The organism is Lewinella sp. LCG006 (assembly GCF_040784935.1).
Lineage (GTDB): Bacteria > Bacteroidota > Bacteroidia > Chitinophagales > Saprospiraceae > Lewinella.
Window position 1 is genome coordinate 5,010,979 of record NZ_CP160680.1, and the last position, 14,448, is coordinate 5,025,426.

Consider the following 14,448-nt stretch of genomic DNA (forward strand, 5'->3'; position numbering starts at 1 on the left):
TTAGCATACCTTATGAAATTTTTCATTCCATTCATGATGCTGGCATTAATTTTTGCCAGCTGCGAGGCAGAAGTGCCAGAAGGGGAACTCCCCGCAAATTTAGAAGAAAAGAAAACCCTTTTACGGGAAAAACGGATCGCACTTAAGACCTTAAGCGACGAAATCAAAACCCTCGAAGATGCCATCGCCGAACAAGATCCTGATAGCCAGGATGCCGGGGTACTGGTAACTACAGCAAAAGTAGAGAAAGGTGACTTTGCGGGCTACGTTGTCCTTCAAGGCAGTGTAACAGCTGAAGACCTGACTGATGCAACGGCTGAAATAGGAGGGCGTATTCTCCAACTTCAAGTGAAAGAAGGGCAGTCGGTTAGCCGAGGCCAATTGATTGCTGTTTTGGATGTTGAAACTTACAAAAAGCAAAGAGAAGAGTTGGAAACGAGCCTTGGTCTGGCCAATGATGTTTTCGAAAGACAAAAGCGGCTTTGGGACCAGAATATCGGTTCTGAAATTCAGTTCCTCCAAGCTAAGAACAATAAAGAACGCTTGGAAAAGAGCCTGGCAACCCTGGATTTACAACTGTCAAAAAACAAGGTTTACGCACCAATTTCGGGGATCGTAGAACGCGTAGTCTTGCAATCGGGCGAGCTTGCTGGCCCGGGGGTACCTATCGTTCAAATCCTCAATACCAACGAACTGAAACTGGCCGCTGATGTGCCCGAAAACTATATTCGTTCGGTAAGCCGTGGAGAGCAAGTGGAAGTAGCTGTGCCTGCCTTAGGCATCGAACGTACGCTGCCCGTAAGCCTAATTGGCAAAACGGTTGATCCTGCCAACCGCACCTTTAAAGTAGAAGTTAAGCTCCCTGCTAATCCTGATTTGAAGCCCAATCTGCTGGCCGAAATGAAAATCAAAGAATTTGTCGCTAAAGATGCAGTGACCATCTCAATGGATTGGGTACAGCAAGAAGTAAGTGGTAAACGCTTTGTATTTGTCTTAGACGAAAATGAAGACGGGGATATGATTGCCCGTAAACACTACGTGGAAATCGGAGATGCTTACCAAGGTACGGTGGTCATCACCAAAGGCCTGGTAGGCGGAGAACAACTGATCACCGAAGGGTCCCGCGACCTTACGGATGGTCAAATCATTAAAATCATTGAAAATCAACCGGCTAATAATGGCTAAGAATAAAGAATATCGCTCGTTTGGGCTTACAGACCTGGCCGTTGATAATGCAACCAGTATTTTTATTCTGGCCTTTATGATTTTGCTTTTCGGACTACGTAGTTATAGCGCAGTACCCAAAGAGCAGTTTCCGGAGGTTCAGTTTCCTCAGGTTTACGTCAATACCCCTTATTTCGGTAATTCTGCTAAAGATATCGAAAGCCTGGTTACGCGTGAGCTGGAAAAGGAATTACAATCAGTAGATGGTGTGAAAACCATCAAGTCTACTTCCATCCAGGATTTTTCGGTAATCACCGTTGAATTTAATAGTGGAGAAGATATCGACGAAGCCGTTCGCAAAGTAAAGGACGCTGTGGATGTAGCCAAGCAGGAGTTGCCTTCTGATTTGGACCAGGACCCTACCGTGCTGGACATCAATTTAGCAGAGATTCCCATTGTTACCGTCAATATTTCTGGTAATTATTCACTGGATGAGCTGATCAACTATGCGGAATATTTACAAGACGAGATTGAAACCCTCGACGAAGTTGCCCGAGCTGAGATTAAAGGGGACCGGGATCGAGAGATGAAAATTGATGTGGATCTACGCCGCATGGAAAGCATGGAGGTGAGCTTCACCGATATTGAAAATGCAATTGCTTCCGAAAACCTCACGCTTTCAAGTGGAGAGATTGTCCGCAATGACTTTCGCCGTGCGGTGCGAGTTGTCGGTGAATTCAAATCGGTGGAAGAGATTGAGAATATGATTGTGAAGAGTGAAAATCTTCGCCCGATTTATCTAAAGGACATTGCTACCGTTGAGTTCGGCTACAAAGAGCGCACGAGTATCGCCCGCGCTGATGGCGACCCCGTAGTATCGCTGAACGTCATCAAGAAGCAAGGAAAAAACCTCTTGTCGGCGGCCGATAATTTGAAAGAAATTATTGCCAAAGCTCAAGAAGATGTTTTGCCTAAGGATCTGAATATTAGCTTGTTTAATGACCAGTCTGACAATACCCGAGAGCAGGTCGCTAACCTGGAGAATAGTATTATCTCGGGGGTTATTCTGGTGACGCTGATTCTATTGTTTTTCCTTGGCTTACGTAACGCACTCTTTGTAGGGATCGCGATTCCTTTGAGTATGTTGATGGGTATTTTGTTTATCTACATGAGTGGGGTGACACTGAACATTGTGGTGCTATTTGCCCTAATTCTAGCCCTGGGGCTTCTGGTAGATAATGGAATTGTCGTCATAGAAAACATCTATCGTTATGTGCAAGAAGGGCATTCGCTGGTAGATGCGTCGAAGAAAGGGGCGGGCGAGGTAGCTTTACCTATTATTGCTTCTACTGCAACGACGTTGGCAGCATTTGTGCCCATCGCTTTTTGGCCGGGCTTGGTGGGAAGCTTTATGAAGTACCTGCCTATCACGCTGATTATTGTACTGACGAGCTCTTTGTTTGTCGCATTGGTGATCAACCCGGTATTGTCTGCTACTTTCATGAAAATGGAGGAAATTGCCAGCACTAGAGAAGAACGCAGGCGCAAAGCTCGCAACGTAATTATTTTCGCAGCAGGAATGCTACTGATTGGCGTCTTAGGCTTACTATCAGGAGCAGGATGGTTGTTTAATTTCATGCTGATTGCCACGCTGGTAAGTCTGTTGCATTTCTTTGTTTTCCGACCTTCGGCCTTGCGTTTTCAGAATAATTTCCTACCACGTCTGGAGACGGCCTATGATCATTTTGTGAATTGGGCACTTCGGCACTCTGGGATGATTTTTGCAGGAACATTTGTGCTGCTGATCTTCTCGCTGGTATTACTGGGGATTCGTCAGCCCAAGGTGGATTTGTTTCCTAGTTCTGATCCTTTGTATGTCAATGCCTTTGTGGAATTGCCATTGGGGACGGATATTGAGAAAACCAATAGAGTGGTTGCTGACCTGGAAGAGAAAATCACACGGGTGGTAGCGCCCTACGGAGATGTCGTGCAGTCTATCTTAACCCAAATAGGAGAGGATACTGCTGACCCGAATGGCCCACCAGAACCCGGTTCTTCACCTAACCGTGCTCGTTTGACGGTATCCTTTGTGCCTGCTCGTGAACGTGGAGATATTTCTACTTTCAAGATCATGGAAGAAATCAGAGAGGTTACAGGTGGTACCGCCGGGGTAGCCGTTTCGGTGGATAAAAATGCCGATGGCCCTCCAACCGGTAAGCCCATTAACCTGGAATTACAAGGGGAAGATATTGACCAACTGGCTATCCTTACGGAAGAAGTCATCGCCTACATCAATGCACAGGAAATTCCGGGTATTGAAAAATTACAGGCCGATGTGAAAATCGGGAAACCAGAGTTGATCATAACGGTTGATCGGGAGGCTGCCCGTCGTTACGGTATTTCTACTTATAACGTAGCTTCAACCATCCGTACTGCTTTGTTTGGTAAGGAGGTGAGTAAGTATAAGCAAGGAGAAGACGATTACCCCATCTTCGTGCGTTTGAATGAGGAATCCAGATCCAGCATCGATGACTTGATGAACCAAAAGATCACTTTCCGAAATCCGGGTAATGGTCAGATAGTGCAAGTACCGATCTCTGCTGTGGCGAAGATGGAATACTCTAGCACTTACTCTTCTATTAAGCGCAAAGATTTGGATCGGGTCGTGACCATCTTTTCCAACGTTAGGGATGGTTACAATGCCAATGAAATTGTAGGGCAAATCGATGAAGCCTTACAACAATATGATATGCCCACAGGATTTACCTATGAATTTACCGGAGAACAGCAGCAGCAAGCAGAGGATACGGAGTTTTTGAGTGGAGCCTTTCTCGCAGCACTATTTTTTATTTTTATTATTCTGGTAGCACAATTTAATAGTATTACTGCACCGTTTATTATTATCCTTTCCGTATTGTTCAGTACGATTGGGGTGTTTTTAGGGTATGCCATTTTTCTTCAAGACATTTCGATTGTCTTTACTGGTGTAGGAATTATTTCTCTGGCCGGAGTGGTTGTCAATAATGCCATCGTTTTGATTGATTACATCAATCTATTGGTGGAACAAAAAATCGAAAGCCACGGAGTAAAGAGTATCTATGAATTGGAGGAAGAAGATGTCCGGAATAGCATTATTAAAGCTGGTGCGACTCGTCTGCGTCCGGTGTTATTAACAGCTATCACTACGGTGCTTGGATTGGTGCCGTTGGCGATAGGCTTTAACTTTGACTTTTTCTCCTTGATAACCGACTGGGATCCGCAAATTTTTATTGGGGGTGATAACCAGGCGTTTTGGGGCCCAATGGCCTGGACAGTTATCTATGGTCTGAGTTTTGCCACTTTCCTTACCCTAGTAGTTATCCCTGTAATGTTCTGGATAATCTATCGCTTACAGCGTTGGGCAAAAGGTGTATTTAGTGCAAAAAAGTCAGAAAAAATGACGTCAACAGAGTCGTAGTATTTGTGACATCTATTTTCTCGTCGGTTTTGGCAAACGTTTAGACTTTTGTCTTGTACAACACATGCTAGGTGGATAAAACTTATTTTTTGTTAAAAAACAAGGAGAAGCCTAGGAAGTATAAGAAAAAAAATATATGTTTGCAGTGTAACTACGGCATTTCATAGTTGCCAACCAACACGAAATCTTCCTCTTTTTTAGAGAGAATATAAAGATGTAATTTTTTTCATGTGATATGATTTTCCGCTGGAAACGTAAGTTTCCAGCTTTTTTTTGCCCGTTAGTCTCGTTAACCATGTCACATTTATTTGAATATATGTAATATTTTAGGACTAATATCAACCTTTATTTGTGGTGTAAGAAAGATTACTGCGGCAATAAGCCGTCAAAATACAATTGGGTGAGTGTTTGTTCATAGTTAGAATCCCCCCTTAGTTGGGGGATTTTTTTCACCCTCTTAAGAATTTGTGTTGTTCATAGTGTTTGTTTCGAACCCCGTCAAAAGATGGGGTTTTTTTATGCCCCTAAACTAGATGTTGATCATGGTGTTTTAAGGAGTATAAAGCTAAACGATTAGACCTATGTTACTAGATTTAGGAGACCTCCGAGAAGACTACAATAAGGATGAACTTTTTCTGGAAGAGACTTCACCCAATCCATTCGAACAATTTAAGCACTGGTTTAAGGCCGCCCAACAGTCTGAAGTTCGAGAACCCAATGCGATGACATTGGCCACCATTGCTCCCAATGGACGACCCAAGGCACGAATTGTCCTCCTCAAAGGGGTGGAAGAAGGGGGCTTGGTATTTTATACCAATTACGATAGCCAAAAAGGACAAGATTTGTCCGCTCACCCGTATGCAAGCGTGGTCTTTTTTTGGGATGCTCAGCAACGGCAAGTTCGAGTAGAAGGTAAGGTTGAAAAAGTTATGTCAGCAACCTCCGAAGCATATTTTCAGTCCCGTCCTAAAGGTTCCCAAATTGGAGCTACCGCCTCCCCACAAAGCCAGGTTATCCCCAACCGGGATGTGCTACACGAAAAGGTCCAGGCACTCGAACAAAAGTACGCCAAGGAAGAGACGCTACCACTACCAGAAAACTGGGGTGGTTACCGACTGGTACCCGATTGTTTTGAATTTTGGCAAGGCAGGAGTAGCCGCTTACACGACCGTATCCGCTACCGCTTGGTAGGCGAAGAGTGGCTACGTGAGCGGCTGGCACCGTAATAATATCCCTTTATTTGAAGCACAGGCTTTTATTGTACCCCCAAAGGAACCCAGAAAAATCACTTAGGTGCCTTTGGGGGTTCAATATTTTAGTCGTAGCACTCGAGAAAGAAGTTGGATTATAATTGTAAATATTTAATAATGTATTCATTGTAATTGGTTTAAAGTTAGTAACTTATCAGCCGATATATTCCCATTAACTTTTTTAAGCGCTCAAAAATGAAAAGACGACGCTACGCTATCAGCGTGATAACTCACGTTTTACTTCTCCTGTTTACAAGTTTATTTATAGGAAGTACTTCGCTCTCGGAGATGCCAATACTGCCTCCACTTGACTTGGTGTGCCCGTCCGAAACGGGGCAGGCATTGAAAACCATGCGATTGCAACGCATAAGTGGTACCCTGGAACTCGGCGGTCCAACCATTAATTTCCTGGACTATAGTTGTTTTTCTCCGGATCTTCCGCTCGCAGTGGGAGAACATGAATTTGAGGTGGTCACCTTTACGCCAAGTGTAGCTGGGGTGTATACCTTTTTCCTAGGGGCAGATTTTTCCAGTAATTTCAGTTTGTATCAAGGTAGTTTTAATGTTGAAAACCCTTGCGCTAACTTGATGCAGAGCATGCCAAGGAGTTATCCACTGCCTCTACCTGCGGTACTCCCCCTGCCCGAAGATTTTTTGAGTTATGATTTACGTGCTAACGAAACGTACAGCTTACTGATCTCCAATGAGCTATCAGGTGGGGTAGGCGACTGGGAGCTTGTTGCCTACCACGAAGGAGCTGGTACCTTGAGTGGATTTGATGACCCGATGCCTCATCCGCTGCTGTTTGATTTGCTGCTCACCGATACGAGCGCGGTGTACTTTGCTACACCCCAGCAGTGGATCGTTGGTGAAGATGGAAGCTTGGATACCACCGCTACACTGACCACTTTTTTTGGTGGAAACGAAATACTGCTACATGATTTTTTAGTCCAGCTAAATTATACGGGCCTACCAACAGTGAGTGGGGATTGTGGCCCGATGATTGTTCGCTTGAGTGATGAACTTAACGAAGGTGGAGCCTGTGAAGCACTTACGATCACACGCACCTTTGAAGTGCAGACATTAGACGAAAATTGTACCCCCACAATGGCCTCTTGTCAGCAAGTGATTTCCTTCCGCTTACCAAGTCTGGCAGATGTGCAATGGCCTGCTTATTCCGCTAAGGTGCAATGTGATGAAGGTTTTTCTACTGATGGAGAGACAGGTGGCCCGGATGATAACCCTTCGGTAGCCGCCGTGGGAAGGCCAATGTTACTAAGCTTTGCGGGACATGTAGAACTTGATTCAAGTTACCTTAATCTCAGCGCGAGCTACATGGATGAACCAAGGATTGTGGTGTGTGAAGGCAGCTATAAGTACCGCCGCCAGTGGAGCCTGGAAGATGCATGTACTGCCGAGGGAAGCCTGATGATCCCCCAGTTGGTGACTGTTGCCGACGAGGTGGGGCCTGTTTTTGTGAACCTTCAGGATACGATCAGGATTTCGACTTCGCCGTTCAGTTGTATAGCCAACTTTGTGGTGCCCGTACCAGAGGTGACTGATGGCAATGGCTGTTCCTCTGCTTATCTTTCGACTTATACCATTTTGATATTTGGCGAATCCTTCTTTGCGGGTGGAAACATTGCTGATGGTGATGTAGCCCAATTACCTATAGCAGAGTATTTGGTCATCTCTTGCACCGAAGATGACTGTGGTAACGAAACCTGTGAAGAAACCGTACTTATTGTTGCAGACGATATCCCCCCTACCGCTGATTGTAATTTTAATATGCCGACCATTCTTATCGGTGGAGGAGATGTTTCGAATGGCATTGAGGGCATTGCCCGTGTATTTCCTGAGGATGTAGACACAGGCTCTGCTGATAATTGTGGCGAAGTGACGCTGGAATTGCGCCGAAACTATTGGCGCAATAATACTTGTGACCTGAGTGGCAACCGTTGGAGCCCCTGGGGGCCACATGTTGATTTTTATTGCTGTGATATAGGCGAGGATGTGACGATAGAGCTGCGTGTAACCGACGAAGGAGGACTGCAAAGTGTCTGTTGGACGGTTGTGGAAATTGACGACACCCTTGCTCCTTATTGTTACGCTCCGGCTCCGGAGTCGTTTACCTGTGAGGAAGCGCCGGCAGGATTTCCGGAAGATATTGAAGCGGCTTATGCCAATGATTTCAGGGTGACTTCGATTTTGATGAACAGCTTGTTTGGAGGTGCTACCAGTACGGATAATTGTGCGGTGGATACCATTGTAGAACTACAGCCCCTCTTTCAGTTGAATGATTGTGGCTGGGGTACAATCACACGTCGTTTTGAGGCCTGGCAATTGCGGCCAGAGGGGGATGTAAATGGCAACTGGGCGATAGATATCAACGAAGTATACCGTTCTACGAACAATTGTACGCAGCTCATTACCGTACAAGAGACACATCATTTTGTGATTGATTTTCCACAAGATGCTGTGCTCGATTGTGGTGCCGCAGATTTGCCAGGTGTAGTGACGACCACAATGGGCTGCGATGTGTTGGCCATTAATACTGGTGACCCCATATCGCTCCTGCCAACGGGAGACGAATGTTACCAATTAAGCATTACCTACGACGTCATCAACTGGTGTGTGTGGGATGGCAGCTCGGAGGGCTGGGAAATCCCCCGCCTGACGGAAGACGATGGTGAACCTTTTGGAACAGGTTTTGGTGTAGAAGCCGCCGAGCGCCCGGTACTGCGTATTACCTCGGACGTTGGGCCTGATGATGAAAACTGCGACGGCATCTTAAGTACCAATGAAAACGGCACCGATGATGCTACGGATATTCGCTATTTCCTACTGCTCGACCGCAATCATCCAGATGTGGACGGCGACTCCAGTCTGCCGGATGCTCAATACGACAATGTTGCGGAGACACCCGCAGGTTGTGTACCTGCCGACGGAGACGGGGTGCAAACTTATGGTCGTTTTCGTTACACGCAGTTGGTGAAGGTGCTCAATAATTTGAGTATTGATATTGAAGTAGTCGACTATGGTGGTCCTACGATTTATTGCCCAGACTTGGCACCTGGCCAGTTTGGTGATGAAGATGGAGATTGTGAGGAAGAAGTAAGTATTTCATTTGCCGTAAGGGAAGCTTGTGGCGTGTTTGAAAATGTGAGTTTAGCCGTCAATATTCTCTCCGCAGAATTGGATGCTTTTGCAGTGGACACGGATGGCGACGGTACCATATCTCCCGAAGAGTTTTCAGCAGAAGCTGGCTCTGATGGAGATGTATTGTCCAATATAGCCCTAGGTAGCGACGGAACTTACACCTTAGCAGGAATTTTTCCGGTTATTACCGCTGCGATGGGGGATAGTATTTACCACGCGGTACAAGTTTTGTTAGAGGATGGTTGTGGTAATCAAATAGAGAAGACCATCACCTTTGATGTGATTGATTGTGTAATCACTGCCCCGATTTGTAACGTCGGCCTAAACGTTTATTTGGAGCCTCTTGGTGATGGAACCTGCGGTGCTGTATTACAGGCCAGTGATCTAATTGCCTCTCCTTTTTTTGATTGTAATGGACAAGGGCCAGAAGTAGATCAGCAAACAGGTTTGCCGATGATTACAACTTATGCAGTCTACCTGGCATCGGAGATAGAGGCTGATCCCAATCCTACACCTGATTCAACACATACCTCCATATCGCTTACGGAGGATAGTGAAGCGGTAACTGTCGTATATGTCTATGCTTTTGACGAGGAGGGGAATTACAATTATTGTGAAACTTATGTACTGATTCTCCCTTATTGCCATGCGCCCGCAGCAGTATCGCTCAGCTGCGAGGATATGCCCGCAGGATTTCCAGCAGACATCGAAGCGGCGTATGCCAATGATTTTGAAGCTACTTCGGTTTTAATGAACAGTCTGTTTGGCGAAGCGACCAGTACCGAGGGCTGTGCTGTAGATACGATTGTAGAACTACAGCCACTCTTTCAGTTGAATGATTGCGGCTGGGGCACGATCACACGTCGTTTTGAAGCCTGGCAATTGCGCCCAGCGGGCGACGTGAATGGCAATGGTACGATCGATGTAGAGGAAGTTGTACGTTCCACGAACAATTGTACGCAGCCCATTACCGTACAAGAGACACATCATTTCATGATTGATTTTCCCCAGGATGCAGTGCTCGATTGTGATGCCGCAGATTTGCCAGGTGTAGTGACGACCACAATGGGCTGCGATGTACTGGCCATTAATACTGGTGACCCCATATCGCTTCTTCCAACGGGAGACGAATGTTACCAATTAAGTATTACCTACGACGTCATCAACTGGTGTGTTTGGGATGGCAGCTCGGAGGGCTGGGAAATCCCCCGCCTGACGGAAGACGACGGAGAACTTTTTGGAACGGGTTTTGGCGTAGAAGCCGCCGAGCGTCCGGTATTGCGCATTACCTCGGACGTTGGACCTGATGATGAAAACTGCGACGGCATCTTAAGTACCGATGAAAACGGTACCGATGACGCTGCGGATATTCGCTATTTCCTACTGCTCGACCGCAATCATCCTGATGTGGACGGCGACTCCAGTCTGCCGGATGCTCAATACGACAATGTTGCAGAGACACTGGCGGGTTGTATCCCTGCCGATGGAGACGGGGTGCGAATTTATGGTCGTTTTCGTTACACGCAGTTGGTGAAGGTGCTCGGTGTCGACAGCATCGGTATCAACGTACCCGCTTTTGGAGGCCCGACGGCAAACTGTCCTGATCTGCTGCCCGGACAGTTTGGAGATGACGACGGAAACTGTGAGCAAGGCGTAAGTATTACCTTTTCCGTAGGTACTGCTTGTGGATTGTTTGCTGATGAACTGAGCACAAGTGTGAGCATCGTTTCGGCACAATTGGATGCCTTTGCAATAGATACGAATGGCGACAACGTCATTCAGCCAAATGAATTCATCGCAGAAATGGGGGACGCTGGCAACGTAATCGCCAATATTACTAGTAACAATGATGAGACCTATACTTTTGCAGGAACTTACCCCATCATCACCCCGGCAATGGGAGAGGGTATTTACCACGCATTGATGATTGTTGTAGAAGACGTTTGTGGTAATCAAAGCAGCGAGGTGATCACCTTTGATGTGGTTGATTGTAAAGCTCCAGCACCAATTTGCAACAATGGACTGACCTTTATTATGGAGCCTTTAGGGGATGGAACCTGTGGAGCAATCGTGCAGGCAAGCAATTTTATAGCTTCTCCCATCTATGATTGTAGCGGACAAGGGCCAGCGGTGAACCCACAAACAGGTTTGCCAATCATCACTACTTATGCGGTTTATTTAGCTTCGGAGGTAGAGGCTGATCCTGATTTTCAACCAGATGCTACGCATACTTCCATAACCCTAACGGAGGAGGACGAAGCGACAACCGTAGTATACATCTATGCTTTTGATGAGGAGGGCAATTACGACTATTGTGAAACGTACCTCACCCTGGCTATGTCGACGGAATGCACCCTCGACCTGGCGGGAGTTATTTTTACGAAAGATAATGAAACCATTGAAGGGGTAGAAGTATATCTAAGTGGTAGCGCCAACTTGGTAGATGAAACGGATGCTGATGGTTACTACCATTTTGGCAATTTGGACTTTGGAGGGAATTTTACCCTTATTCCTTATCGTAATTCCGATCCAGCAAATGGCGTCAATACGATTGATATGATCCTATTGCTGAAGCACATCAACGGGACTGCGCCGTTGCAAAATCCTTTTGAGCTGATCGCAGCGGATGTGGATGGCTCGGGCGATATTACGATGGCTGATTTTGATATCTTAAGACAGCTTCTGCTGGGGAATATAGGGGAGTTTCCCAATAATTACGAGCTGGCGATTTGTGGCAGCTGATTTTGTATTTCCCAATCCATTGGATCCTTGGGCAACACCATTTCCAGAAATAGTCTCGCTGGTAAATGTCCAGGAAGACATGATTGAGATCGATTTTGTGGGGGTCAAAATTGGTGATTTGAACGGGACAGCGATGTCCAATTTTCAGTCTCCTCAAGAATCGTACCTGCGAGAAACCATCTACCTTTCTGTAGAGGATAGGGAACTCGAAAAAGGAATGACCTACACCATCCCTATCAAGGCGAACGATTTGGCTGAATTGGGTGGTTTGCAAGGAACATTCCAGTGGCATGACTTGGAAGTAGTGGACATCCGTTATGATCTGGCACCTGCCTTTGGGCAAGATAACCTTGGCTTCCGTCACCTGAAGGAGGGTTACCTCACCATGGTATGGGCAAAGCCAGCGGAGATGTTTAGTCATCATCAGCCAGCGCAGGAAACCTCCTTGTTCAGCTTGGTCGTGAGAGCGAAGAAAAATGCTAAGCTGAGTGAGTTGTTGAGTATCAATAGCCGCTACACGGCTGCGGAGGCATATACCACTGCCCTTACGGACATCTCCCCTGAGAGGGGAGGACAGGTGTTTGACCTGGGGTTGGTGTTTGGCGGAACAGACGCTGCACAGCAACGTTTCTTCGATTTGTACCAGAATACGCCGAATCCATTCGCGGTAGCAACCCTGATTGGGTTCAGTTTACCTGAGGATGCAACCGCAACGGTAACGATCAACGACGCCAGTGGTCGCGTACTGACGATCATCAAAGGCGATTACGCGGCGGGTTACAATACGATCAACGTGACCAAGCAGATGATCCAAGGTGCTACCGGTGTACTAAGCTACACCATAAAAGCGGGCGATCACCGCGCAACGAAGCAGATGATTGTGGTGGATTAATATCCCCCACGCGATACATACGAATACGGGCGGCGGCATTCTTCGGGATGCCGCCGTTTTTTACACGTAGAGACGTTGCACCGCAACGTCTGCCCCACTCGTGTAATAAAGACAAGGGCATAACGAATGCCGAACGCTTGATAAACCAAAAGATTGGTTAACTGGTCTTTTGGTTTTGAGAGGAGGTGGAGATGTTGCCATAAACGAAATGCCTGGACAAGGGGTAGGAGCGGAAAGAGCGGATGACCCGGTGACCAGCCCGCTAAGCTTGTTGATCGCTATAATTGACTAACTGGAGAGGGCTGGGCATGGCCCCAAATAATACGCTAGCGTCTACGTTTAGCTGACGTCTTTAGTACCGAAGCTTACCCTAATAAGGGCAAGTTCCTTATTGGATACCAAGAAAATCTACCAGCTCTGACATCCGGCCCAATTCAAGATAGGTGTAATCGGCGAGTTGGTGCTCGCTCACTTTTTCTAGTTCCCAGGTAGTGTGATAGGGGATGTGAATGGCCTGGGCACCCACTTGGAGGACAGGAAGTACGTCGGACTTGAGGCTATTGCCAACCATGAGAAATTGCTCGACAGGGATGTTGTGGCGTTCCAGGAGATTGCGATAGGTGACCTCGTTTTTTTCACTAACCACTTCGACGATCTGAAAATAATCGGCAATACCAGAGCGGGCAAGCTTATTTTCCTGGTCGAACAAGTCACCCTTGGTGATGACCATAAGTACGAAATGCTCGCTAAGAATTTTGACGCTTTTTTCTACCGTTTCCAGCAAATGTACGGGGTGATCCAGCATTTCTTTGCCCAGATCAATGATTTGTTGAATCTCTGCGCCACTTACCTTGCCATTGCTAAGTTCTACAACGGTTTCGATCATGGACAGCATGAAGCCTTTGATACCATAGCCGAAAAGGCGGAGGTTCTTCTTCTCGTATTCGTAGAGTTTGCTATCCATCTCCTTGGGGTCGGAGAGGTACTTGCCAATGATAGCTCGACAAGCGTCTTGAGTACGGACGAAGATAGGTTCGTTCATCCACAAGGTATCATCGGCGTCTAGGGCGAGGTACTTGATGGTGCTGGGGTCAAACATAAAGCTTATTTTAAACGGCCATCTTCCATGACCAAGCGGCGGTCGCTCAATTTAGCGAGCTCTTCGTTATGGGTGACAATAACAAAAGATTGCTTGAAGTCTTTGCGGAGCTGAAAAATGAGTTCGTGAAGTTCTTCTGAGGTTCCCGAGTCGAGGTTGCCCGTTGGTTCGTCAGCAAAAACAATAGCGGGTTGATTCATGAGCGCGCGCGCTACGGCTACTCGTTGTTGTTCCCCACCGGAGAGTTGGTTAGGTTTGTGCGTTAGTCGGTCTTTAAGGCCGAGGTAGTCCAAGAGTTCTTTAGCACGGGTTTCGGCTTTGCCAGGGTCGGTCTGTTGGATGAAAGCAGGAATACATACGTTTTCCAGCGCAGTAAACTCAGGTAGCAGGTGGTGAAATTGAAAAATAAAGCCGATCTGCTGGTTGCGAAAAGCAGCTAGCTTTTTAGTAGAGAGGTCAAATACCGATTCTCCTTTGATCAATAGCTGCCCTTGGTCGGGGCTGTCGAGGGTTCCCAGGATGTGAAGCAATGTGCTTTTACCTGCACCCGAGCGACCTACAATGCTCACGATTTCTCCTTCATCAATACGCAAATCTACACCTTTGAGTACTTCCAGGTTTCCGTAGGATTTGCGAATATCCTTTGCTTCAATCACTTGCTTTCGTTTTTCTTGTTTTGCAGGAG

At 46.6% G+C, this 14,448-nt stretch carries 7 protein-coding genes; 5 read left to right on the forward strand and 2 right to left on the reverse strand.

Annotated elements, in window-relative coordinates:
• Window positions 1-12 precede the first annotated feature (12 nt).
• The 5 genes from AB0L18_RS17935 to AB0L18_RS17955 all read left to right on the forward strand — a co-directional run bounded on the left by AB0L18_RS17935 (window position 13) and on the right by AB0L18_RS17955 (window position 12,664).
• Window positions 13-1,185, forward strand: a complete 1,173-nt coding sequence (locus AB0L18_RS17935; RefSeq protein ID WP_367388687.1) for an efflux RND transporter periplasmic adaptor subunit — start codon at window positions 13-15, stop codon at window positions 1,183-1,185.
• Window positions 1,178-4,621 (forward strand): efflux RND transporter permease subunit, encoded by a 3,444-nt coding sequence (locus AB0L18_RS17940; protein WP_367388688.1) that lies wholly within the window; start codon window positions 1,178-1,180, stop codon window positions 4,619-4,621. Before AB0L18_RS17935 ends, AB0L18_RS17940 begins: the two co-directional genes overlap by 8 nt.
• A 581-nt stretch (window positions 4,622-5,202) precedes the next feature.
• Complete coding sequence (gene pdxH, locus AB0L18_RS17945; protein ID WP_367388689.1) at window positions 5,203-5,847, forward strand: pyridoxamine 5'-phosphate oxidase; 645 nt, start codon at window positions 5,203-5,205, stop codon at window positions 5,845-5,847.
• A 375-nt stretch (window positions 5,848-6,222) separates the two neighbouring features.
• Window positions 6,223-11,772: a hypothetical protein gene (locus AB0L18_RS17950; RefSeq protein WP_367388690.1), complete on the forward strand. Its 5,550-nt coding sequence runs from the start codon at window positions 6,223-6,225 to the stop codon at window positions 11,770-11,772.
• The gene (locus AB0L18_RS17955; protein ID WP_367388691.1) at window positions 11,762-12,664 is read left to right on the forward strand and encodes a T9SS type A sorting domain-containing protein; all 903 of its coding nucleotides are present in this window, start codon (window positions 11,762-11,764) and stop codon (window positions 12,662-12,664) included. The genes AB0L18_RS17950 and AB0L18_RS17955 overlap by 11 nt, the downstream gene beginning before the upstream one ends.
• A gap of 388 nt (window positions 12,665-13,052) precedes the next feature.
• On the opposite strand, the gene AB0L18_RS17960 is transcribed toward AB0L18_RS17955, so the two are convergent.
• Both AB0L18_RS17960 and AB0L18_RS17965 read right to left on the reverse strand, forming a co-directional pair.
• Window positions 13,053-13,763, reverse strand: a complete 711-nt coding sequence (locus AB0L18_RS17960) for an HAD family hydrolase (protein WP_367388692.1) — start codon at window positions 13,761-13,763, stop codon at window positions 13,053-13,055.
• 5 nt (window positions 13,764-13,768) lie between these two features.
• The gene (locus AB0L18_RS17965) at window positions 13,769-14,419 is read right to left on the reverse strand and encodes an ABC transporter ATP-binding protein (RefSeq protein ID WP_367388693.1); all 651 of its coding nucleotides are present in this window, start codon (window positions 14,417-14,419) and stop codon (window positions 13,769-13,771) included.
• Between the last annotated feature and the right edge of the window lie 29 nt (window positions 14,420-14,448).

Excerpts from the sequence above, each read along its gene's own strand:
- AB0L18_RS17935 (WP_367388687.1), top strand. The coding sequence starts at position 13 with ATGAAATTTTTCATTCCATTCATGATGCTGGCATTAATTTTTGCCAGC.
- AB0L18_RS17940 (WP_367388688.1), top strand. The coding sequence starts at position 1,178 with ATGGCTAAGAATAAAGAATATCGCTCGTTTGGGCTTACAGACCTGGCC.
- pdxH (WP_367388689.1), top strand. The coding sequence starts at position 5,203 with ATGTTACTAGATTTAGGAGACCTCCGAGAAGACTACAATAAGGATGAA.
- AB0L18_RS17950 (WP_367388690.1), top strand. The coding sequence starts at position 6,223 with ATGCGATTGCAACGCATAAGTGGTACCCTGGAACTCGGCGGTCCAACC.
- AB0L18_RS17960 (WP_367388692.1), bottom strand. The coding sequence starts at position 13,763 with ATGTTTGACCCCAGCACCATCAAGTACCTCGCCCTAGACGCCGATGAT.